Origin of the sequence: Streptomyces albospinus (assembly GCF_014648695.1) — a bacterium.
Taxonomy (GTDB): Bacteria; Actinomycetota; Actinomycetes; order Streptomycetales; family Streptomycetaceae; genus Streptomyces; species Streptomyces albospinus.
This window is the reverse complement of the sequence record NZ_BMRP01000001.1, coordinates 233,419-255,691: the sequence shown is the minus strand read 5'-3', so window position 1 is coordinate 255,691 and position 22,273 is coordinate 233,419. Positions and strand designations below refer to the sequence as shown.

19 protein-coding genes and 1 riboswitch are annotated in these 22,273 nt (G+C 69.9%); of the genes, 10 read left to right on the top strand and 9 right to left on the bottom strand.

Annotation, left to right across the window (positions count from 1 at the left end; all coding sequences use genetic code 11):
- Window positions 1-33 precede the first annotated feature (33 nt).
- The gene (locus IEZ17_RS01305) at window positions 34-489 is read right to left on the bottom strand and encodes a hypothetical protein (RefSeq protein ID WP_189295419.1); all 456 of its coding nucleotides are present in this window, start codon (window positions 487-489) and stop codon (window positions 34-36) included.
- Between the two features lie 95 nt (window positions 490-584).
- On the opposite strand from IEZ17_RS01305, the gene IEZ17_RS01300 reads away from it, so the two are divergent.
- Both IEZ17_RS01300 and IEZ17_RS01295 read left to right on the top strand, forming a co-directional pair.
- Entirely contained in the window at window positions 585-1,568 is a 984-nt protein-coding gene (locus tag IEZ17_RS01300) for a diacylglycerol/lipid kinase family protein (protein WP_189295417.1), read from the top strand.
- 320 nt (window positions 1,569-1,888) lie between these two features.
- Window positions 1,889-2,146 (top strand): WhiB family transcriptional regulator, encoded by a 258-nt coding sequence (locus tag IEZ17_RS01295; protein WP_003983230.1) that lies wholly within the window; start codon window positions 1,889-1,891, stop codon window positions 2,144-2,146.
- Window positions 2,147-2,320: 174 nt separating this feature from the next.
- Here the strand turns inward: IEZ17_RS01295 and IEZ17_RS01290 are convergent, their stop codons facing one another.
- Both IEZ17_RS01290 and IEZ17_RS01285 read right to left on the bottom strand, forming a co-directional pair.
- The gene (locus IEZ17_RS01290; protein WP_189296170.1) at window positions 2,321-3,793 is read right to left on the bottom strand and encodes a sensor histidine kinase; all 1,473 of its coding nucleotides are present in this window, start codon (window positions 3,791-3,793) and stop codon (window positions 2,321-2,323) included.
- Between the two features lie 472 nt (window positions 3,794-4,265).
- Window positions 4,266-4,874: a TetR/AcrR family transcriptional regulator gene (locus IEZ17_RS01285; RefSeq protein WP_189295415.1), complete on the bottom strand. Its 609-nt coding sequence runs from the start codon at window positions 4,872-4,874 to the stop codon at window positions 4,266-4,268.
- Window positions 4,875-5,015: 141 nt separating this feature from the next.
- On the opposite strand from IEZ17_RS01285, the gene IEZ17_RS01280 reads away from it, so the two are divergent.
- Together IEZ17_RS01280 and nagB are read left to right on the top strand one after the other, a co-directional pair.
- On the top strand, window positions 5,016-5,789 hold the full coding sequence (locus IEZ17_RS01280; RefSeq protein ID WP_189295413.1) for an SDR family oxidoreductase: 774 nt from the start codon (window positions 5,016-5,018) through the stop codon (window positions 5,787-5,789).
- Between the two features lie 190 nt (window positions 5,790-5,979).
- A complete protein-coding gene (nagB, locus tag IEZ17_RS01275) occupies window positions 5,980-6,762 on the top strand; it encodes a glucosamine-6-phosphate deaminase (protein WP_189295410.1) in 783 nt (260 codons plus the stop codon).
- A gap of 285 nt (window positions 6,763-7,047) precedes the next feature.
- On the opposite strand, the gene IEZ17_RS01270 is transcribed toward nagB, so the two are convergent.
- The 4 genes from IEZ17_RS01270 to IEZ17_RS01255 all read right to left on the bottom strand — a co-directional run bounded on the left by IEZ17_RS01270 (window position 7,048) and on the right by IEZ17_RS01255 (window position 11,783).
- Window positions 7,048-8,607 (bottom strand): glycoside hydrolase family 3 protein, encoded by a 1,560-nt coding sequence (locus tag IEZ17_RS01270; RefSeq protein ID WP_189295409.1) that lies wholly within the window; start codon window positions 8,605-8,607, stop codon window positions 7,048-7,050.
- A 2-nt stretch (window positions 8,608-8,609) separates the two neighbouring features.
- A complete protein-coding gene (locus IEZ17_RS01265) occupies window positions 8,610-9,440 on the bottom strand; it encodes a carbohydrate ABC transporter permease (protein ID WP_189295408.1) in 831 nt (276 codons plus the stop codon).
- Complete coding sequence (locus IEZ17_RS01260) at window positions 9,437-10,408, bottom strand: carbohydrate ABC transporter permease (protein ID WP_189295406.1); 972 nt, start codon at window positions 10,406-10,408, stop codon at window positions 9,437-9,439. The genes IEZ17_RS01265 and IEZ17_RS01260 overlap by 4 nt, the downstream gene beginning before the upstream one ends.
- A gap of 112 nt (window positions 10,409-10,520) precedes the next feature.
- Window positions 10,521-11,783 (bottom strand): extracellular solute-binding protein, encoded by a 1,263-nt coding sequence (locus IEZ17_RS01255; protein ID WP_189295404.1) that lies wholly within the window; start codon window positions 11,781-11,783, stop codon window positions 10,521-10,523.
- Between the two features lie 242 nt (window positions 11,784-12,025).
- On the opposite strand from IEZ17_RS01255, the gene IEZ17_RS01250 reads away from it, so the two are divergent.
- The 3 genes from IEZ17_RS01250 to mctP all read left to right on the top strand — a co-directional run bounded on the left by IEZ17_RS01250 (window position 12,026) and on the right by mctP (window position 14,937).
- The gene (locus tag IEZ17_RS01250) at window positions 12,026-12,787 is read left to right on the top strand and encodes a GntR family transcriptional regulator (RefSeq protein ID WP_189296168.1); all 762 of its coding nucleotides are present in this window, start codon (window positions 12,026-12,028) and stop codon (window positions 12,785-12,787) included.
- 213 nt (window positions 12,788-13,000) lie between these two features.
- Entirely contained in the window at window positions 13,001-13,261 is a 261-nt protein-coding gene (locus IEZ17_RS01245; RefSeq protein WP_189295402.1) for a DUF3311 domain-containing protein, read from the top strand.
- Window positions 13,262-13,314: 53 nt separating this feature from the next.
- The gene (gene mctP / locus IEZ17_RS01240) at window positions 13,315-14,937 is read left to right on the top strand and encodes a monocarboxylate uptake permease MctP (RefSeq protein ID WP_189296166.1); all 1,623 of its coding nucleotides are present in this window, start codon (window positions 13,315-13,317) and stop codon (window positions 14,935-14,937) included.
- A gap of 83 nt (window positions 14,938-15,020) precedes the next feature.
- Here mctP and IEZ17_RS01235 read toward each other — a convergent pair whose 3' ends face one another.
- On the bottom strand, window positions 15,021-15,608 hold the full coding sequence (locus IEZ17_RS01235; protein WP_189295400.1) for a Uma2 family endonuclease: 588 nt from the start codon (window positions 15,606-15,608) through the stop codon (window positions 15,021-15,023).
- Window positions 15,609-15,738: 130 nt separating this feature from the next.
- Window positions 15,739-15,886: riboswitch (cobalamin riboswitch) on the top strand.
- 162 nt (window positions 15,887-16,048) lie between these two features.
- Between IEZ17_RS01235 and IEZ17_RS01230 the strand changes: the two genes are divergently transcribed.
- From IEZ17_RS01230 to IEZ17_RS01220, 3 genes are all read left to right on the top strand, one after another.
- On the top strand, window positions 16,049-18,478 hold the full coding sequence (locus IEZ17_RS01230) for a ribonucleoside-diphosphate reductase subunit alpha (protein WP_189295399.1): 2,430 nt from the start codon (window positions 16,049-16,051) through the stop codon (window positions 18,476-18,478).
- Window positions 18,478-19,497 (top strand): ribonucleotide-diphosphate reductase subunit beta, encoded by a 1,020-nt coding sequence (locus IEZ17_RS01225; RefSeq protein ID WP_189296165.1) that lies wholly within the window; start codon window positions 18,478-18,480, stop codon window positions 19,495-19,497. The genes IEZ17_RS01230 and IEZ17_RS01225 overlap by 1 nt, the downstream gene beginning before the upstream one ends.
- A gap of 119 nt (window positions 19,498-19,616) precedes the next feature.
- Window positions 19,617-21,563: a transglycosylase domain-containing protein gene (locus tag IEZ17_RS01220; protein ID WP_189295396.1), complete on the top strand. Its 1,947-nt coding sequence runs from the start codon at window positions 19,617-19,619 to the stop codon at window positions 21,561-21,563.
- Between the two features lie 71 nt (window positions 21,564-21,634).
- On the opposite strand, the gene def is transcribed toward IEZ17_RS01220, so the two are convergent.
- Window positions 21,635-22,264: a peptide deformylase gene (def, locus tag IEZ17_RS01215; protein WP_189295394.1), complete on the bottom strand. Its 630-nt coding sequence runs from the start codon at window positions 22,262-22,264 to the stop codon at window positions 21,635-21,637.
- Window positions 22,265-22,273: the final 9 nt, after the last annotated feature.

Sequence of the window (22,273 nt, the reverse complement as noted above, 5' to 3'; positions counted from 1 at the left end):
CCGCGTCGTTCCCCGCTTCTCGCCTGTCTCCCGCTACTCCCGCGGCCCGATGCCCAGCGCCTCGGTGGCCGTCGGATTGACCAGCAGGACGAGCACGACCAGCGCCGCCACGGCGAGCCCGGCCCCGGCGGCGATCAGCGCGCCGCCGCCCTTGACCAGCGTCCAGGCCACCGGCAGCGCCACAATCTGGGTGATCAGCGAGGGCCCCCGGCTCCAGCGGCGGCGCAGCCACAGCCCCCGCGCGGCGACCAGCGGCAGCACGGCCAGCGCCAGGATCGTCAGCCCGCCCATCTCCGCCTGCTGCGGGCTGTCCGGCGACCCGACCAGCCCGTTGACCAGCATGTACGCACCGAGGACGGCCAGTGCCAGCCCCTCGACGGCGGTGAGCGCCGCGGCGGCACTCAGCCGGGCGGGCCGCGGACCGGCCGGCTCCGGTACGGCAGGGGCTCCTGCGGCGCGCTTCACGGACTGTTTCTGCTGACTGGTCACCCCAGCAGGGTAGCGCCGGGCGACCGCGCGGCCGGGCCCGCCCGCACCCCGGACAGGCGTGAGGCGAGTACCGGCAGGTAGGTACGCTGCTCCATATGCGCGCACTTCTCGTGGTCAATCCCGCAGCAACCACCACGAGTGCCCGTACCCGTGAGGTACTCGCCCACGCACTGGCCAGCGACCTCAAGTTGGAGGTCGCCGAGACGCGGTACCGCGGGCACGCCCGCGACCTGGCCCGGGAGGCCGCCGAGGGCGGGGAGACCGAGCTGGTGGTGGCGCTCGGCGGCGACGGCACGGTCAACGAAGTCGTCAACGGCCTGCTGACGACCGGCCCCGACCCGGACTCGCACCCGCGGCTGGCCGTGGTCCCCGGCGGCTCCACCAATGTCTTCGCGCGCGCCCTCGGGCTGCCCAACGACGTCGTGGAGGCGACCGGCGCCCTGCTGGACGCGCTGCGCGACCGCAGCGAGCGCACGGTGGGCCTGGGCCTGGCCTCGGGCACTCCGGGCAGCGTGGACGAGGGGGTGCCGGCCCGCTGGTTCACCTTCTGCGCGGGCTTCGGCTTCGACGCCGGCGTCGTGGGCCGGGTCGAACAGCAGCGCGAACGCGGTAAGCGGTCGACCCACGCCCTCTACGTGCGACAGGTCGTACGGCAGTTCCTCGGCGAGGCCAACCGCCGCCGCGGCACCATCACCCTCGAACGACCGGGCGAGAAGCCGGGCAGCACGGAGATCGTCGAGAACCTCGCGATGTCCATAATCTGCAACACCGCCCCCTGGTCATACCTGGGCAACCGCCCCATCTACCCCTCCCCCGACGCCTCCTTCGACACCGCCCTGGACCTCTTCGCGCTGGACAAGTTCTCGGTGCCCGCGGTGACCCGCTACGGCTCCCAACTCCTCACGTCCACACCGGATCGCGGCCCCCAGGGCAAGCACGTCCTCTCACTCCACGACCTCACGGACTTCACCTTGCATTCGCAGGTTCCGCTGCCGTTCCAGATGGATGGTGACCACCTGGGACTGCGTACGAGTGTGACGTTCACAGGCGTTCGCCGTGCACTGCGTGTGATTGTGTGAGCAGTAGGGCCTAAAGTCCTTTCACTCGAACGTTTAGGCTGGCCTCCACCCCCTGGAATGACGGCTGTGAGCTAGGCGACACCAAGGAATCAAAAAAAAGTTTCCGGAAGGGGTTGTATCCGCCGCCGAGGTTTGCGAGTCTCTTCATGGCGATCGGGACGGCCGCTTTACCGGCCCCCTTGAGAGCCCGAATCCTCCTCCTCATTCCACAGGACCGCACCAGTTCTTGACTGGCTTTCGGCCCTTCCCTTGTGGAGGGATTCGTGAAAGCGTTCACATTCACAAGCAACGATCCCGTCACACGAGGAGATGGAGCAGCCATGGACTGGCGTCACCGCGCCGTTTGCCGCGAAGAAGACCCCGAGCTCTTCTTCCCTATCGGCAACACCGGTCCTGCGCTGCTGCAGATCGAGGAAGCCAAGGCCGTCTGCCGCCGCTGCCCCGTCATGGAGCAGTGCCTGCAGTGGGCGCTTGAGTCCGGCCAGGACTCCGGCGTCTGGGGTGGTCTGAGCGAGGACGAGCGCCGCGCGATGAAGCGCCGTGCAGCTCGCAACCGGGCGCGCAACGCCAGCGCCTGAGCCAGCCGCCCCGTGGCCCCCGAGCCGCAGCGCGCAGTACCTTCGATGCCCGCCCGGAGCTGAAACCCGGTCGTTATCGCATCGCAACAGCTTTGAGCCCCGGACCGATCGGTCCGGGGCTTGCTGCTGTTCGGGGGCCCCGCACTCCGCCGCACCGCCCCGCGGCGCGGCTTCTCAGTGCTGCTTCTCGGGCCGCACGGGGACGTCGAGAAGGACCTGGGTGCCGCCTTCGGGCCCGCGGACCATGTCGAACGTGCCGCCCAACTCGCCCTCCACCAGGGTCCGTACGATCTGGAGCCCAAGGTTCCCGGCGCGCTGCGGATCGAAACCCTCCGGCAGGCCGCGGCCGTTGTCCTGGACGGTGACCAGCAGCCGGGGCTCCGTGCGGCTGCCGCCGCGGACCGCGCCGACCTCGACGGTGCCGTGTTCCAGCTGGCCGAAGGCGTGCTCCAGGGCGTTCTGGAGCACCTCCGTGAGCACCATCGACAGCGGCGTGGCCACCTCGGCGTCCAGGATGCCGAAGCGCCCGGTGCGGCGGGTGGTCACCTTGCCCGGCGCGATCTCCGCGACCATGGCCAGCACCCGGTCGGCGATCTCGTCGAATTCGACCCGTTCGTCGAGGTTCTGGGACAGCGTCTCGTGCACGATCGCGATCGAACCGACCCTGCGCACCGCCTCGTTGAGGGCCTCCCGGCCCTGTTCGGAATCCATCCGGCGGGACTGCAACCGCAGCAGTGCGGCAACGGTCTGGAGATTGTTCTTCACCCGGTGGTGGATTTCCCGGATGGTGGCGTCCTTGGTGATCAGTTCCCGCTCGCGACGTCTCAGTTCGGTCACATCACGCAGCAGAACCAGCGACCCGATATGGGTGCCCTTGGGCTTGAGTGGAATGGCGCGCAATTGGATCACGCCGTCGTTGCCCTCGACCTCGAATTCCCGCGGGGCCCAGCCGCTGGCCAGTTTGACCAGGGCCTCGTCCACCGGGCCCCGGGCGGGCGCCAGTTCGGCGGTGGCCTGGCCGAGGTGGTGGCCCACCAGGTCAGCGGCGAGGCCGAGCCGGTGGTAGGCGGAGAGCGCGTTGGGGCTGGCGTACTGGACCACACCGTCCGCGTCGAGCCGGATCAGCCCGTCGCCGGCGCGCGGCGAGGCGTCCATGTCGACCTGCTGGCCGGGGAAGGGAAACGTTCCGGCGGCGATCATCTGGGCAAGGTCGGACGCGCTCTGGAGGTAGGTGAGCTCCAGCCGGCTGGGGGTCCGTACGGTCAGCAGGTTGGTGTTCCGGGCGATCACCCCGAGCACCCGGCCCTCGCGGCGGACCGGGATGGACTCGACGCGGACCGGCACCTCCTCGCGCCACTCCGGATCACCCTCGCGCACGATGCGGCCCTCGTCCAGGGCGGAGTCCAGCATCGGGCGGCGGCCCCGGGGGACCAGGTGGCCGACCATGTCGTCCTGATAGGAGGTGGGGCCGGTGTTCGGCCGCATCTGGGCGACGGAGACGTAACGGGTGCCGTCGAGGGTGGGCACCCACAGGACGAGGTCGGCGAAGGACAGGTCGGAGAGCAGCTGCCACTCCGAGACCAGCAGATGCAGCCACTCTAGGTCGGAGTCGCTCAGAGCGGTGTGCTGGCGTACGAGATCGTTCATGGAGGGCACGTCTTGGAGACTACCGGCGTACGGTGTATCTGTAGTGCGTGCACGACCGTGGACAGAGAAGAATGGTCTAGTCCACAATGTGAGGCGCACCACCCCTGGGGGAGACCCCAGCCCCACGAACCTCCGCTCTCCCCGCACAGGAGGGCGGATCGAGGCCCGCAGCGCTCTCTGCCCTGACTGCGCCGCGGCCTCTGATCGACCGGTCCCGGGACGGGGCCGTGCCCCTACCGCACACAGGGGCACCTCCCGCCCGTAGTACGGGGCCGGCCGATGTCAGCTCCGGGCTGCGGTGCCGGACAGGTTGAGGGTCCTGTCCCGGCGCCGCGGCCCGCGGGTGTTTTCGGGGCCGGCGGCGCAGGCCCCGGCAGCTGATCACCCTTCCAGCTCCGGGCCGCGGCCTCGGTTTCCGCCGCCACTTCCCTCACCGCCCGGCCCCCTCCCGCGCCGGACGCCCCCCGGACCGCTACTGCGGCAGGGCGCGCATCGCCAGCTCGGCGACCGCTTCCAGGGTCGTACGGTCGGCGCCGTCGCGGGCGGACTGCGACATCCCGGCGACGACGACGCTCACGTACTCCGCCAGGCCGCGTGCGTCCGTCCCGGCAGGGAGCTCGCCGGCCGCGACGTCCGCCCGGATCGCTCGCTCCATCTCCCGGACGTTGCGCTGACGCATCTCCCGCAGGGATGCGGCGACTTCGGCGGACGCGGGGGTGGTGTTCAGAGCGGCGCTGATCACCAGGCAGCCGCGGGGGCGGCCGGGCACGGTGTACTCGACCGCGGCCTCGCGCAAAGCGCGTTCGATGCCGCGGCGGGCGGTCGGCTCCTCGGCGACGGCGCGGGAGATGAAGCCGCCGTACAGCCGCCCGTACGCGGCCACCGCCTCGTCGAACAGCGCGCGCTTGTCGCCGAAGGCGGCGTAGAGGCTGGGGGCGCTGATGCCCATCACGCGGGTGAGGTCGGAGATCGACGTGGCCTCGTAGCCGCACTCCCAGAAGGACCGCATCGCCTTCTCCAGCGCCGTCTCCCGGTCGAAGGACCGGGGCCGGCCGCGCTGCTTCGTCTCCTTGGCCACCATGGAGTGAATTCTATAGCGGCCGGTACGAAAATGGTGCTACGGTTTTTATATAGCGAGCGCTACAGAAAGCGCTCGCGACGCGATGAGACGTGCGCACGGACCAGTCGTGCGGACGCGCGAACGAAGGGGAGGGGTACTGCCATGGGTGCACTCAGCGGTAAGACGGCACTGGTGACGGGCGGCAGCAGGGGGATCGGCCGGGCGATCTCGGAGCGGCTGGGGAAGGACGGCGCACGGATCGGCGTGCACTACGGCCGGGACGAGGCGGCGGCCAAGGAAACGGTCGCGGCGATCGAGGCGGCGGGCGGCCAGGCGTTCACGGTCCGCGCGGAGTTGGGGGTGCCCGGAGACGCCGAGGCGCTGTGGACGGCGTTCGACGCGCAGGCCGACGGGCTGGACATCCTGGTCAACAACGCCGGGATCAACAAGGCGGTGGACGGGACGCTCAAGAGGATCGCCACGGTGACGGAGGAGGACTACGACCAGCTCTTCGCGGTCAACACCAAGGCGCCGTTCTTCGTCACGCAGCTGGGGCTGAGCCGGCTGCGGGACGGCGGACGGATCATCAACACCTCGACGGGGCTGACGCACGGCGCGGCCAAGCCCGAGCTGATCGCCTATGCGATGACCAAGGGCGCGCTGGACGTGTTCACCCGCACGCTGGCGAAGGACCTCGGCCCGCGCGGGATCACGGTCAACGCCGTGGCCCCCGGGGCGACCGACACGGATATGAACGCCGCCTGGCTGCGCGGCGAGGGGAGTCAGGCGGCGCGTGCGGCGACCGGGGCGATATCCCCGCTGGGCCGGGTCGCGGACGCCACCGACATCGGCGACATCATGGCCTTCCTGGCCTCGAACGACAGCCGGTGGGTGACGGGCCAGTGGATCGACGCCACGGGCGGCGCACTGCTCTGAGGGGTGGCGTCGGGGAAAGGAGGGGCTGACGCCGGGCGACTGACGAGCCGACGCTCCGGCCACCGGGGCGACGGGAAGCGGACGGCAAATCGTGCCGATTCGTTCAGCCGCGCCGACCGGTCAGGTGCGCCCACCTCTGCTAGATTGGTCTATACCACATGAGACCACTCTCCAGAACGGCAGGCCAAGCGTGGAAGTTGTCATCGTCCCGAATGCCGCGGCAGGCGGCGAGCTCATCGCGGAGGCCATCGCCACCCTGGTGCGCCGCAAGCCCGACGCGCTGCTCGGCGTGGCCACCGGCTCGACCCCGTTGCCCATCTACGAGGCGCTGGCCACGAAGGTCCGGGCCGGCGAGGTGGACGCCTCGCGGACGCGGATCTGCCAGCTCGACGAGTATGTGGGCCTGCCGGCCGGGCATCCGGAGTCGTACCGCTCGGTGGTGCTGCGCGAGGTAGTGGAGCCGCTCGGGCTCGACGAGGCCGCGTTCATGGGCCCCGACGGCACGGCCGAGGACGTCCAGGCCGCGTGCGAGGCGTATGACAAGGCGCTGAGCGAGGCCGGCGGGGTGGATCTCCAGCTGCTCGGTATCGGTACCGACGGGCACATCGGCTTCAACGAGCCGTGTTCGTCGCTCGCTTCGCGTACCCGCATCAAGACCCTGACCCGGCAGACCCGGGAGGACAACGCCCGCTTCTTCGACAGCCTCGACGAGGTGCCGCACCACGTCATCACCCAGGGCATCGGCACCATCCTGGAGGCCCGCCATGTGGTGCTGCTCGCCACGGGCGAGGGCAAGGCGGACGCCGTCGCCCAGTGCGTCGAGGGCCCGGTGGCCGCGCTGGTCCCCGCCTCGGCGCTCCAGCTCCACCGGCATGCGACGGTGGTCGTCGACGAGGCGGCGGCGTCCAAGCTGAAGCTCGGCGAGTACTTCCGCGCGACGTACGCGGCCAAGCCGAAGTGGCAGGGGTTGTAGGGGGCTGTAGGGAGTTGTAGGGGTTGACGGCGCTGTAGGGGCTGTAGGGGCCGTGCAGGTGGGGAGTCGGGCGCCTGGCCAGGGGGCGGCGGTCCGCGGAAGGTGGTCTCGTACCGGTCCCCGGCGGGGTTGCGGCCAGGGCGCCTGACGGGGGCACCCTGCCAGGTAGCCGATCGCGCCGACCAAGTCGCCGCGTATGTCGGCCTCTTGGCCGGGCGCCGATCGGATTCACCGGGTCGCGGATCAGGTTGAGCCGGTCGCCGATCAGGTTGAGCGGGGCGCAGATCAGCAGCGCCCCTCAGCCCCCGCCGCCAGGGGCATGCTCACGGATGTCAGTGCCTCGGCTGCTGCCTGGCCGCAGACCCGGGCGGCGCCGTGGGTGGCGATGTGGGGAGTGCCCTGGGGTGGGGACTGGGGGACGCCCATCTCGACGACCGCGGTGCGGGGGCGTGCGGTCAGAAGGGTGTGCAGGGCGTCGGCCATCCAGGGGTGGCGGTGGACGTCGCGGACCACGGCCACCACGGGGCGGTCCTCGGCGTCGGCGAGCAGGGCGTCGACGAGGGCGGCGGTGCCGGTCCGGGCGGCGGCCTCTGCGGTGTAGGTGGCGGTCCGGGTGCCGGGGAGGAGCCGGGACAGTTCGGCGGCGACGCCCCAGGGGGTGTCGTCCCCGACGGCGATGTTGGCGAGGGGGGTGAAGGCCGCGACATAGGCGGGGGTGGTCAGCGGTTCGTACGGGGTGACGGACGTCAGGCGGAGGGCGCGGCGGGCCGCGATGAGGCCGATTCCGGGTGCGGGCGCGGCCCCCTCCCCCGCGCCCGCACTCCGGGTCCAGTGCGCCAGCGCGCGCACCCGTGCCGCGGCGTCGGCGAGCCGCTCCTCCGGCAGTTCGCCGTCGCGCACCGCCCGTACGAGGGCGTCGCACAGCCGCCGCACGGTGTCCTCGTCGGCCAGTCCGCCGCCCACGCAGATCGCGTCGGCGCCGGCCGCAATGGCCAGGATGCTGCCGCGTTCGATGCCGTAGGTGGCGGAGATGGCGCGCATCTCCATGCCGTCGGTGACGATCAGGCCGTCGAAGCCGAGGCCGCCCTCGGTGGCGGGGGCGCGCAGCAGGCCGTGCAGGGCGGCCGGGCTGAGTGTGGCCGGGTGCTCGGCGTCCAGTGCGGGCAGCAGGATGTGCGCGCTCATCACGGCCCGGGTGCCGGCGGCGATCGCGGCGCGGAACGGCACCAGTTCGCGTTCCTGGAGGGTGTCCAGGTCGGCGGTGATGCGCGGCAGGTCGTGATGCGAGTCGACGGCGGTGTCGCCGTGGCCGGGGAAGTGCTTGGTGCAGGCGGCGACGCCGGCGGATTGCAGGCCCTCGATGTAGGCGGCGGTGTGCCGGGCGACGCGCAGCGGGTCGGCGCCGAAGGAGCGGACGCCGATGACGGGGTTGGCGGGGTTGGAGTTGACGTCGGCGGAGGGGGCCCAGTTGAGGTTGATCCCGCAACCGGCCAGCCGGCGGCCGAGTTCGCGGGCGACGTCGCGGGTCAGCGCGGTGTCGTCGACGGCGCCGAGTGCGAGGTTGCCGGGGAAGGAGGAGCCACCGCGCACTTCGAGGCGGGTGACGTCGCCGCCCTCCTCGTCGACGGCGACCAGGAGGTCCTCGCGGATGCCCCTCAACTGGCCGGTGAGCGTGGAGAGTTGTTCGGGGCTGTGCACGTTGCGGCCGAAGAGGCCGACGGACACCAGGCCCTCGTCCAGGCGGCGCAGCACCCAGTCGGGGGCGGTGGTGCCGGTGAAGCCGGGCTGGAGGACGGCGAGGGCGTCCCGGGTGAGGGTGTCGGCGGAGCGGATGACGGTTGCCATGGTTATCCCTTCACTGCGCCGGAGGTGAGACCGCCGACCGCCTTGCGTTGCAGGATCAGGAAGAGGATCAGGATCGGGATGGCGAAGAGTGTGGCAGCGGCCATGGTGGCGCCCCAGTCGTTGCCGAACTGGGTCTGGAACTGGGAGAGCCACAGCGGCAGGGTGCCGGCGCCGGGCTCCTTGTTGAGTACGAGCACGAGCGGGAACTCGTTCCAGGCGGTGATGAAGCCGAAGAGGGAGGTGGCCATCAGGCCGGGGGCCAGCAGCGGGAGGACGACCTTGGCGAACGCCTGCCGGCGCGAGCAGCCGTCGACCATCGCGGACTCCTCCAGTTCCCTGGGCACCGCGGCGACATAGCCGCGCAGTGTGAGGAGGGTGAAGGGCAGCACCATCAGCATGTAGAAGAAGGTGAGCGGCAGCAGGCTGTTGAGCAGGTCCGCGTCCCGGACGATGAGGTAGATCGAGATCACCATGACCTCCCAGGGCGCCATCTGGGCGACCATGAAGGTCAGCAGGATTCCCCTGCGGCCCTTGAAGCGCATCCGCGCAACGGCAAAGGCACCGCAGAGCGCGATCAGCAGCGAGAGCCCGACGGCGAGCACGGTCACGACGACGGAATTCCCGGCCAGCTGCCAGAAGTTCGGGGCGTTCACCGCCGTCGCGAAGTGCTCGACGGTGCCGTGGAGCGGGAACCACACGGGGTCCTTGCTGATGATGTCCCGGGTCGGCTTGAAGGCCGTGCTGAACATCCAGTAGACGGGGAAGACGAAGCCGAGCGCGAGGACCACCGCCGTCGCGTTGGGCCAGATCCGGCCGGCGAGTGAGCGCCTCACAGCGCGTCCTCCTCTTGCTTGAGCGTCAGGCGCAGGTAGTACGCGGTCATGGCCAGCAGCACGGCGATCGTCAGCAGCGAGATCGCGGCACCCATCCCGAAGTGGAGATTGCCGACGCCCTCGGTGAAGGCGTAGATCGGCAGCGTCTCGGTGAGCCGGTCCGGGCCGCCCTGGTTGATCGCGAAGATCTGCGGAAACGCCTTGAAGACCCAGATGACTTCGAGGAATGTCGTGGCGAGGAAGAAGGGCTTGAGGAAGGGGAAGGTGACCGAGGTGAAGACCTTCCACGTGCCGGCCCCGTCCATCCGGGCGGCCTCGTAGAGCTCCTTGGGGATGGTCGTGGTCGCGGCGTAGAGGTTGAGGGCCACGAAGGGCAGCGACTGCCAGACGATCAGGACGGTGATGACGAAGAAGGTGGACAGCTGGGTGCCGACCCAGTCGTAGGCGGCCATGGAGTGCCAGCCGAGCCTGTCCAGGACCCAGTTGACGACGCCGTAGCGGGAGTCGAAGAGCCACTGGAAGACGGTGGTGGCGGCGATCACCGGCATCGCCCAGGCCAGCACCAGTGCGACGGACAGCACCAGCCGCATCTTCTTGCCGAGCCGGGCCAGCAGCAGCCCGATCAGCGTCCCGAACAGCATGATCAGTACGACATTGGCGCCGGTGAAGACGATGGTGCGCAGGGTGACCCGCCAGAACTGCGAACTGCCCAGGATTTCCTGGTAGTTGCCGATGCCGCGCCAGTCGGTGAGGTGCTGGATCAGCTCCTTCATGTTGAGCTTCTGGAAGGAGAGCACCAGGTTGCGGACCATCGGCCAGCCGAGGAAGACCGCGGTCGCCAGCAGGGCCGGGAGCAGCAGGAGGTACGGCGCGCCGCGGGCCGCCCGGCCGCGCCGGACGGGCGGCGGGCCCCCCTTGCCGGTCCGCGGCGCGGTCCTGCCCGCCGCGCCGTCGAGCTGCACTGCCATGAGCGTCTGGTCCCCTCGTTGCCGTGGATGCGGCGGTCGTTCCCGTGGTTGCGGCGGTGCGGTGCGTACGGGCGGGGTCCGGAAAGGCCGCCCGTACGCGGCCGGTGGGCGGCTACTGCTTGGCGAGCCGCGCGTTGATCTCGGACTCGATGTCCTTGGCGGCGTCCGCCGGGGCCTTGCCGCCGAGGACGGCGGTCATGTAGCTCTTGATCGGGTTCGGCACGTTCTCGACCGCGGCCCACTGGGGGATCAGCGGGGTGGTGCCGCCGGACTTCGCGGCGGCGGGTGCGGCAGCCGCGGCGGCCGGGTTCTCCTTGGCGGCGCCGGCCAGCGCCGGGGACTTGGGCGTCCAGCCGGCTTCCCGGACCATCTGCGCGTCATTGTCCTTGGAGAGCGCCACCTTGAGGAATTCCTTGGCGAGTTCCTGGTTCTTGCCCATTCCGGCGACCGCGAAGTTGGAACCGCCGAGGAACACGCCCTCGGGCTTGGCGGCGGTCTCCCCCGGGATGGTGAAGAACCCGATGTCGTCCTTGATCTTCGGGTTGGCCTTGATGGCCTCGGCCGCCTCGTATCCCATGGCGATGATGGCGCCGGTCTTCCCCTTGGCGAAGATCTCGGACTGCTGCGGGGTGGCCTCGTCCTTGTTCTTCGGGGCGGTGCTGAACGCCTGGTACTGCTTGTAGACGTCCATCGCCTTGGCGACCTTGGGGTCACCGAGGTTGGACACCCATTTACCGCCCGCCTGCTTCACCAGGTCGGCGCCGGTGCCGATGGTCAGGCCGTCGAAGAAGTACCAGTTCTGGCCCGGGAGATAGAGCGGTTCGGCGTCGGTCTTGCTCTTGATGGTGTCGAACGCCTTGAAGAGTTCGGCGCGTGTGGTGGGCAGGGACGTGATCCCGGCCTGGGCCCAGATCTTCTTGTTGTACATCACCACGCGGTTGCCGGCGTACCACGGCAGCGCGTACTGCTTCCCGTCCACCGTCGCGGCCTTGTTGAAGGCGTCGCTCCAGTCCGCGCCGATTTCCTTCTTCAGATCGCCGAGGTCGGCCAGCGCGCCGGCCTTGGCGTAGGCGGCGGTCTGGGTGTTGCCGATCTCCACGACGTCCGGCGGGGTGTCCTCGGAAAGGGCGGTGCTCAGCTTCTGCTGAATACCGTTCCACTGCTGGACCTTGAATTCGACGGTGGCTCCGGTCTTCTTCTCGAATTGCTCGGAGACCTGTTTGGTCCACTGCGCCGGATTGGAACCGTCCATCACCCAAACGGTCAGCTTGTGGCCCTTGAAGCCGTCCGCGCTCTTGCCGCCGCCCGACCCACAGGCGGCGACGCCCATCAGCATTCCCGCGACCGCCGTCGCCGCTATGAGTCCACGCTTCATTGCGTTCTCCCCCTCAAGGACGGGTGTGGTCTTTAATGGTTTAGACCAGTGCCCGCAGCTTGGCCTAGACCTTTTGGGGTGTCAAGGGTGTATAAGAGTCGCTGTCAGGTCCGTTACCGGACCGACATCTGCCGGGCCGGGACCCGCGCGGGAGCAGCCGCATCCCACCCGTGCCACGATGTGAGCCGCTACGTACGGAGGAGCCGGTGACGGCAGCACGACAGGAGTCGGAGAGGCAGGTCATGGAGACCGACGCGGGCGGTGCCGAGAGCGGCGGTGGCGGCACGCGCACCGCCCGGGTGCCCAAGTACTACCGCCTCAAGCGGCACTTGCTGGAGATCACCGAGACCCTGCCGCCCGGCACCCCGGTCCCGCCCGAGCGCACCCTCGCCGCGGAGTTCGACACCTCCCGCACCACGGTCCGCCAGGCCCTCCAGGAACTGGTCGTCGAGGGCCGCCTGGAGCGCATCCAGGGCAAGGGCACCTTCGTCGCCAAGCCCAAGGTCTCGCAGGCGCTGCAACTGACGTCCTACACGGAGGACATGCGGGCCCAGGGTCTGGAGCCGACCTCCCAGCTGCTGGACATCGGCTACGTCACCGCCGACGACCGGCTGGCCGGGCTGCTCGACATCGCCGCCGGCGGCCGGGTGCTGCGCATCGAGCGGCTGCGGCTGGCCAGCGGCGAGCCGATGGCCATCGAGACCACCCACCTGTCCGCCCGGCGGTTCCCCGCGCTGCGCCGCAACCTCGTCAAGTACACCTCCCTGTACACCGCGCTCGCCGAGGTCTACGACGTCCGGCTCGCGGAGGCCGAGGAGACCATCGAGACCTCGCTCGCCACCCCGCGCGAGGCCGGACTCCTGGGCACCGACGTCGGTCTGCCGATGCTGATGCTCTCCCGGCACTCCCTCGACGCGCAGGGCCGGCCGGTGGAGTGGGTGCGCTCGGTCTACCGCGGCGACCGCTACAAGTTCGTGGCCCGCCTCAAGCGACCGGCGGTCTGAGCCGGGGCCGCGGGCGCGCCCCCGCACACACCCGCGGGCGCGCCCCGGAGCACTCGCAATCCGGACACAGCAGAACCCCGGGCACGCCCGCCCGCCGCCCCGCCCGACACATCGACGCCATACCGATATGCGGACACCTGGTGACGCGCGCCACGTGCCTGGCTTAAATTCGTGCCGATTACACAGGAGTTCGCCAGGGACGGAGCCACGGTCATGACCGAGAAAGCCGATTCACCGGACCGCAGACCGGTCGTCACCCCCGCACGCGTGGTGGCCGGATTGTGCCTGCTCGCTCCGTTCGTGGCGATGCTGTGGGTGAGTTCGTACGCCAGGATCGAGCCGAGGCTGATCGGGATCCCGTTCTTCTACTGGTACCAGATGGCGTGGGTGCTGATCTCGACCGCGCTCACCACCCTCGCCTACAAGCTCGTCCAGCGTGAGCAGCGCGCCCGCAAGGACGGTGCGGACCAGTGACGTTCACCTCCACGGGCCTCGCCACCGCGCAGCTCGCCGCCGCCACCAAGGGCATCAACGGCGTCACGCTGGCCGTCTTCGTCTTCTTCTTCCTGGCCGTCACGGTCATGGGCTTCCTGGCCGCCCGCTGGCGCCGGGCCGACCAGTCCGAGAACCTCGACGAATGGGGCCTGGGCGGACGCAGCTTCGGCACCTGGATCACGTGGTTCCTGCTCGGCGGCGACCTGTACACCGCGTACACCTTCGTGGCCGTCCCGGCGGCGATCTACGCCGCGGGCGCGTCCGGGTTCTTCGCCGTCCCGTACACCATCCTGGTCTACCCGCTGATCTTCACCTTCCTGCCCCGCCTGTGGTCGGTCTCGCACAAGCACGGGTACGTCACCACCTCGGACTTCGTGCGCGGGCGGTTCGGCTCCAAGGGGCTGTCGCTGGCCGTGGCACTGACCGGCATCCTGGCCACGATGCCGTACATCGCGCTCCAACTGGTCGGCATCCAGGCCGTCCTGGACGTGATGGGCGTCGGCGGCGGGGAGCACACCAACGGGTTCGTCAAGGACCTGCCGCTGCTGATCGCGTTCGCCGTGCTGGCCGCGTACACCTACTCCTCGGGCCTGCGCGCGCCCGCACTGATCGCGTTCGTCAAGGACGGGCTGATCTACCTCGTCATCGGGGTGGCGATCGTCTACATCCCGATCAAACTGGGCGGGTTCGACGCCATCTTCAACTCGGCGCACCAGGCGCTGGCCCAGACCGGACCGACCGGCAAGCCACGCGGTGAACTGACCAGCGGTCCCAACGCCCAGTGGGCGTACGCCACTCTGGCGCTCGGCTCGGCGCTGGCGCTGTTCATGTACCCGCACTCGATCACCGCGACGCTGTCCTCGCGCAGCCGCAACGTGATCCGTCGCAACACCACGATCCTGCCGCTGTACTCGCTCATGCTGGGGCTGCTGGCGCTGCTCGGCTTCATGGCGGTCAAGGCCGGTACGGACATCAAGGGCAACCCGCAGCTGGCGATCCCGCAGCTCTTCGCCGACATGTTCCCCAGCTGGTTCGCCGGGGTCGCCTTCGCCGCGATCGGCATCGGCGCGCTGGTGCCCGCGGCGATCATGTCGATCGCCGCCGCCAACCTCTTCACCCGCAACGTCTACAAGGACTTCCTGCGGCCCGGCGCCACGCCCGAGCAGGAGCACCGGGTCGCCAAGCTGGTCTCCCTCCTGGTCAAGGTCGGCGCGCTGGCCTTCGTCCTCACCATGGACAAGACCGTGGCGATCAACTTCCAGCTGCTGGGCGGCATCTGGATCCTGCAAACCATGCCGGCGCTGGTGGGCGGCCTCTTCACCCGGTGGTTCCACCGCTGGGCGCTGCTGGCCGGCTGGGCGGTCGGCATGGTCTACGGCACCCTCGCCGCGTACGGGGTGGCCAGCCCGACCCAGAAGCACTTCGGCGGCTCCAGCGCGGAGATCCCCGGCATCGGCGAGATCGGCTACATCGGCCTGACCGCCTTCGTGCTGAACGTGGTGGTGGCGGTCGTCCTGACGTTCGCCCTCAAGGCCGTCAAGGCCCCCGACGGCGTGGACGAGACCCGTCCCGCCGACTACACCGCGGACCTCGGCGACGAGGGCGTCACCGCCGACCTCCCGCCCGCCACGGCGGGGGCACCGGCGGGGCACTGACGGTCGTCAACCACGGCGGAGGGCCGCCGCGTTCACCAGGGACGCGGCGGCCCTCTCGCGTGCAGCACGGCAACCGCGCAGGATCAGTGGACCCAGTCCTTCAGTGGCTCGGTTTCGAGTGTGACGCCAACCGGGTCCGGTAGGTGGAGGGACTTGCCGAACGGAACGGTGTGGACGTCCTCGTAGCGCGAGCCATCGGGTTCACTGTAGAGCGATACCTGGCATTCCTGCCGATCGATCAGCAGATAGAGCGGAATGTCAGCTTCCGCGTAGGCGCGTGGCTTCTCCACACGGTCGCGCTTGTGGGTGTCGGAGTCGGAGGACGTGACCTCGACGACCATCAGCACCGGGTCAGGATCCACCCATTCGCCTTGGCCGACAAAGGCGCCACTGGCTGCGAGTGCCCCGTCCGGCCGGGCCCGGCCGCTGTGGTACGCCTCTACCTTGAGTCCCTGGTCCGGATAGAGCCACAGCTCAGGGCGTGACTGGATGCAGATGCGCGTCAGCCACTCGATGATCCGACCGTGGCCCCCGTCCGGCACAGCCTTGCTCCAGATTTTTCCGCCGATGAGTTCCAACCGCGCGCCTTCCTCCGCCCGGTCGATTATCCGAGCCGCCTCTTCGAAGTAGTCGGTGAACGTGCTGTGCGGCCGGTCGACGAGCGCGGTCATGGAGCCTCCTCCTTCTTCTCTCAGCAGGGCCGAGAACGTGGAACCGACGATAGCCGAGGCCACTGACAGACACCGCTTGATCACTCACGCCACACTAGATGTGGGGGTGCACGCGAGCGGCCACCACCACATGTATGCTCGTCCTCGCTGTCGCCGCAGGGGAATCCGGTGGGAATCCGGAACTGTCCCGCAACGGTATGCGCACGCGCCACCGGTCGTTCCGTACGGCCCGGTCGTGCGTCCTGAGTCCGAGGACCTGCCGACGGTACGTCCGCACCGCCATCGGTGCGGCGTCGACACGTCCGGGCCCCGAGGGTTGGGCCGATGGACGCCGTGCGGCCTGCCCGCGCACCCCCGACCGTCACGGGGTGCCGCCTGCCCGCGTGCGCCCGTCGCGCCGCCGCCCCTCCTGGCCCCCGCCGAGTGAGGGAGAGCATCACGTGAGCATCGCGCCAACGGAACCCGCGTCAGACACCGAGGTCGGGCAGCCTGCGGTGGCCACGCCTCCCCCCGGCGCGGACGCGCCGGGCGTCGCCCTGCTGCGCACGCTGACCGAACTGACCGCCGATCTGCCCGAGACCGACCCCGGCAAGGTGGCCGCCGCCGCCCTGCGCGGCCGGCACCCGGGCTCCGACGAGGCCGGGTTGCGGTCACTGGCGATCGACGCCGCGGCCGGCCTGATCGGCGACGAGCCGCAGTACTCCAAGCTCGCCGCGCGCCTGCTCACCCGCGCCATCGCCGAGGAGGCCGCGGGCCAGGGCGCCACCGGGTTCGCCGCCTCGATCGCGACCGGCCACCGGGAAGGGCTGATCGCGGACGAGACCGCGGAGTTCGTGCGGACGCACGCCGAGCGGCTGGACGCGCTGGTGCACGGCGCCCTGGCGGACGGCGCCGACGACCGCTTCGGGTACTTCGGGCTGCGGACGCTGCACTCGCGCTACCTGCTGCGCCACCCCACCTCGCGCCAGGTCATCGAGACACCCCAGCACTTCCTGCTGCGGGTGGCCTGCGGTCTGGCCGAGGACGGCAGCGAGCGGGCCCTGGCGGACGTCGCCGAGCTGTACCGGCTCACCAGCACGCTCTCCTACCTCCCCTCCTCCCCCACGCTCTTCAACTCCGGCACCCGCCACCCGCAGATGTCCTCCTGCTATCTGCTGGACTCCCCGCTGGACGAGCTGGACTCCATCTACGACCGCTACCACCAGGTGGCACGGCTCTCCAAGCACGCGGGCGGCATCGGCCTCTCGTACTCCCGCATCCGCGCCCGCGGTTCGCTGATCCGCGGCACCAACGGGCACTCCAACGGCATCGTGCCGTTCCTGCGCACCCTGGACGCCTCGGTGGCGGCGGTCAATCAGGGCGGCCGGCGCAAGGGCGCGGCCTGCGTCTACCTGGAGACCTGGCACGCCGACATCGAGGAGTTCCTGGAGCTGCGCGACAACACGGGCGAGGAGGCCCGGCGCACCCACAACCTCAACATCGCGCACTGGATCCCGGACGAGTTCATGCGCCGGGTCGAGGCGGACACCGACTGGTCGCTGTTCTCGCCGGCCGACGTGCCGGAGCTGGTCGACCTGTGGGGCGCGGAGTTCGACGCCGCGTACCGGGCGGCGGAGGCCGCGGGCAAGGCCCTCAAGCAGATCCCGGCGCGGGTGCTGTACTCCCGGATGATGCGGACCCTGGCGCAGACCGGCAACGGCTGGATGACGTTCAAGGACGCCGCCAACCGCACGGCCAACCAGACCGCCGAGCCGGGCAGCGTCGTGCACTCCTCCAACCTCTGCACGGAGATCCTGGAGGTGACCGACGACGGGGAGACCGCGGTCTGCAACCTGGGGTCGGTCAACCTCGCCGCACACCTCGGTGCGGACGGCCGGATGGACTGGGAGCGGCTGGACGCCACGGTCCGTACGGCGGTCACCTTCCTCGACCGGGTGGTGGACATCAACTTCTACCCGACCGGGCAGGCCGCCGCCTCCAACTCCCGCTGGCGCCCGGTCGGTCTGGGCCTGATGGGCCTCCAGGACGTGTTCTTCCGGCTGCGGCTGCCGTTCGACTCGGCCGAGGCGCGGGAGCTGTCGACCCGCATCTCCGAGCGGATCATGCTCGCCGCCTACGAGGCGTCCGCCGACCTCGCGGAGCGGCACGGCGCGCACCCGGCCTGGTCCGCGACCCGTACGGCCCGCGGCGTGCTGCACCCGGACCACTACCCGAACGCCGAGCCCCGCTGGGCGGACCGCTGGGCGGCGCTGCGCACCCGGATCGCCGCGACCGGGATGCGCAACTCCCTCCTGCTGGCCATCGCGCCGACCGCCACCATCGCCTCCATCGCCGGCGTCTACGAGTGCATCGAGCCGCAGGTCTCCAACCTCTTCAAGCGCGAGACGCTGTCCGGTGAGTTCCTCCAGGTCAACGCCTATCTGATCGAGGAGCTCAAGGCCCTGGGCCTGTGGGACGCGCGGACCCGCGACGCGCTCCGGGACACCAACGGCTCCGTACAGGACGTGAGCTGGATCCCCGAGGACGTCCGGCACCGCTACCGCACCGCCTGGGAGATCCCGCAGCGCGCGCTGATCGACATGGCCGCGGACCGCACGCCGTATCTGGACCAGAGCCAGTCGCTGAACCTCTTCATGGCACAGCCGACCATCGGCAAGCTCAGCTCGATGTACGCCTACGCCTGGAAGCGCGGCATCAAGACGACCTACTACCTGCGCTCGCGGCCGGCGACCCGGATCGCCCGCGCGGCGTCAGGCGCCAATGTCACAGTCGCCCGCGCCGCGACCGTCCCCGCACAGCTGCCGGTGACCGACCCCGAGGCGGTCGCCTGCTCCCTGGAAAACCCCGAGTCCTGCGAGGCATGCCAGTAATGTCCACCCCCGCCCGTCCCAAGAACCTCCTCGACCCCGGGTTCGAACTGACCCTGCGCCCCATGCGGTACCCGGACTTCTACGACCGCTACCGGGACGCGATCAAGAACACCTGGACCGTCGAGGAGGTCGACCTCCACTCCGACGTCGCCGACCTCGCCAAGCTGTCCCCCGGCGAGCAGCACATGATCGGCCGGCTGGTCGCGTTCTTCGCCACCGGTGACTCGATCGTCGCCAACAACCTGGTGCTGACCCTCTACAAGCACATCAACTCCCCCGAGGCGCGGCTGTACTTGAGCCGTCAGCTCTTCGAGGAGGCGGTGCACGTCCAGTTCTATCTGACGCTGCTGGACACCTACCTCCCCGACCCGGACGACCGCGCCGCCGCCTTCGCGGCCGTGGAGAACATCCCGTCCATCCGGGAGAAGGCGCAGTTCTGCTTCACGTGGATGGACAGCATCGGGGAGACGGAGCGGCTGGAGACCAAGGCCGACCGCCGCCGCTTCCTGCTCAACCTCATCTGCTTCGCGGCCTGCATCGAGGGGCTGTTCTTCTACGGCGCGTTCGCGTACGTCTACTGGTTCCGGTCGCGCGGTCTGCTGCACGGTCTCGCCACCGGCACCAACTGGGTGTTCCGCGACGAGTCGATGCACATGGAGTTCGCCTTCTCGGTGGTGGACACGGTCCGCGAGGAGGAGCCGGACCTCTTCGACGACGCGCTCCGGCAGCAGGTCACGGACATGCTCAAGGAGGCCGTCGAGGCGGAGCTCCAGTTCGGCCGCGACCTGTGCGGCGACGGGCTGCCCGGCATGAACACCGAGTCGATGCGCGAGTACCTCCAGTGCGTCGCCGACCAGCGGCTCCAGCGGCTGGGCTTCCCGCCGGTCTACGGTTCGGAGAACCCGTTCTCCTTCATGGAGTTGCAGAACGTCCAGGAGCTGACCAACTTCTTCGAGCGGCGGGCCTCGGCCTACCAGGTCGCCGTCGAGGGCTCGGTCTCGTTCGACGACGAGTTCTGATCCGGCGCCTCTCCGCGCCGTGACCACCGCCGTGTTCGGGCCATCCGCCAATTGTGAGCGTTCGATTAGCGGGTGGCCGGAGCGGCAACCTGTGCCACCCCCACCGCATCTACGCAAGTATGGAGGGCACGAAAAAACGTCGCCGGTACATCGACTATCCGCGCCAGGGGAAGCAGGGCCTGCGCCGCTGGCTGCCGTCATGGCGGCTGTGGCTGGGCTGCTGCGCGTTCGGGATCGCCTGCCTGGCAGGGCTTTTCGCGATCGTCTACGCCAAGGTCGACATCCCCAACGAGAATGCGCTGGCCGGGAAGGAAGCCACCGTCTATTACTGGGCGGACGGCAGCCAGATGGTCAGCGTGGGCGCGGTCAACCGCCAGAACATCACCCTCGACAAGGTTCCGGAACACGTCCAGGACGCGGTGATAGCGGCCGAGAACGCCACCTTCTACAGCGATTCCGGCGTCTCCTTCACCGGTATCGGCCGCGCCGTGGTGAACATGCTCTCCGGCGGGGACACCCAGGGCGGCTCCACCATCACCCAGCAGTATGTGAAGAACACCTATCTCTCCCCGGACCAGACCGCCACGCGCAAGGTGAAGGAATTCATCATCGCGCTGAAGGTCAGCAATCAGAAGTCCAAACGGGAGATACTGCGCGGATATCTCAACACCAGCTGGTTCGGCCGCGGTTCGAACGGCATACAGGCGGCGGCGCACGCGTATTACGGCATCGACGCCAAGGACCTGAATCCCAGTCAGGGAGCTTTGCTCGCATCCCTGTTGAAGGGTGCCGAGCAGTACGACCCGGGGCTGGGAAAGGCCAACCACCAGCGGGCGGTGGCGCGCTGGAAGTGGATACTCGACCGGCTGGTCGCCACCGGGAAGATGAGCAAGGAAGAACGGGCCGGGTACCAGGAATTCCCGGAGCCGCGCCCGGTGACCAAGCCCACCAGCCAGGCCGGCCAGATCGGCTATCTCGTCGATATCGCCAACAAGTTCGTCAAGAGCGCCACCGGGCTGACCGACAAGGACCTGGCGCGCGGCGGCTACCGCATCCACACCACGTTCGACAAGGCGCGCACCCGCCGGCTGGAGAAAGCGGTCGACGACGTCCGCGACAGGAACATCGACCCGAAGAAGCGCCCCGAGGACACGTACGTGGAATTCGGCGCGGCTTCGGTACGCCCCAAGGACGGAGCGATCGTCGCGCTCTACGGCGGCGCCGACGCCACCCGGCACTTCAGCAACAACGCGGACACCAGCGCGGTCCCGGCCGGCTCCGCCTTCAAACCGTTCGTGCTGGCGGCGTCCCTCCAGCAGGACGCCGACGAGTTCGGCGACCAGCCGCACCCGGCAGCCGTGGAGAAGCGGTCCAGGGATCTGCGCGGCGCCCTGATGCGGGCCGAGAACGCACCGTTCGTGCAGGCCGGGCAGCGCCTCGGGCTGGAGCGGATCCGGGATCTGGCGATGGACGCCGGACTGCGCAAGGAGAGCCTGGCGCAGCTGGAGCAGACCTTCCCGCTGGGCACCTCCGCCCCCAGCGCGATCCGGCTGGCCAGCGCGTACACCACGTTCGCCAACAGCGGGCTGCACGCCGAGCCGTACGCGGTCTCGAAGATGACCTACGGCGGGCAGCGCGTGCCGGGCTTCGACCGCACCGACCCCCAGCGGGTGCTCACCCCCGAGGTGGCCCAGCAGGTGACGTCGACGCTGGAGGGGGTGGGCTGGCGCGCCCTCGTCTCACCGGGCGCCGAACCGGACGGCCCGCCGGCCGCGGCGGGGGTCACCGAGCCCGGGGACCGGATGAAGTCGGCGTGGTTCGTGGGCAGCCCCCCGTCGTACGCCGGCCCCCTCTGGGACGCCGGTTCCCGCGTCCGCACCGGCCGCGTCCCCGCTGCCGGCAAGGACGCCGGTGACGGCGACGATGCCACCACCGCCATCACCCTCTTCCGCAACAAGCCGGGAGCGCCCCAGCTGCTGCCGCTGAACGGCGTGGGCGGCCCCGGCACCGGGCTGGGCACATCCCTCCCGCCCCAGGTCTGGACCGCCTACCAGGGCGGCTCGTAGGGCCGGTCCGACGGGTCATGGCCTCCCGGCCCTGACCCGTCGGATCGCCCCCAGGGCCCCGCGCGCCCCGTTCAGTCGTTGGCGACCACGGGGTAGCGCGGCTCCCGCTCGGCCATCTGCTTCAGCGCGTCCTTGCGGTCGCGCTTGGAGAGCCGGTCGATGTAGAGGTAGCCGTAGAGGTGGTCGGTCTCGTGCTGGAGGCAGCGCGCGAAGTAGCCGGTGCCCTGGACCACGATCGGGTCGCCCTTGGCGTCCTGGCCCCGGACCACCGCGTAGTCGGGGCGCGCCAGCTCGGCGTATGCGCCGGGCACGGACAGGCAGCCCTCGTTGGAGTCGTCCAGCACCCGGCGCCCGGCGGGCAGCTCGTCCAGGACGGGGTTGCAGACCGCGCCGACGTGCCGCACGCCCTCGTCGTCCATGCAGTCGTAGACGAAGACCTTCAGGTCCACACCGATCTGGTTGGCGGCCAGGCCGACGCCCTCGGCGGTGCGCTGGCTGGCGAACATGTCGTCGATGAGCTGCGCGAGCGCGTCATCGAACTCGGTGACGTCCTTGCACTCCTTGTGGAGCACCGGGTTGCCGACCACGGTGATCGGGCGCGAGGTGCCGCGCTCGCGGTGGGCCTCCTCGCGCTCGTTCGCATCCGTGACGTCGTCGACGAACTCGTCGCTCACCTGCTGATCACTGTCCTGCTGAGCCATCTCCGCCGT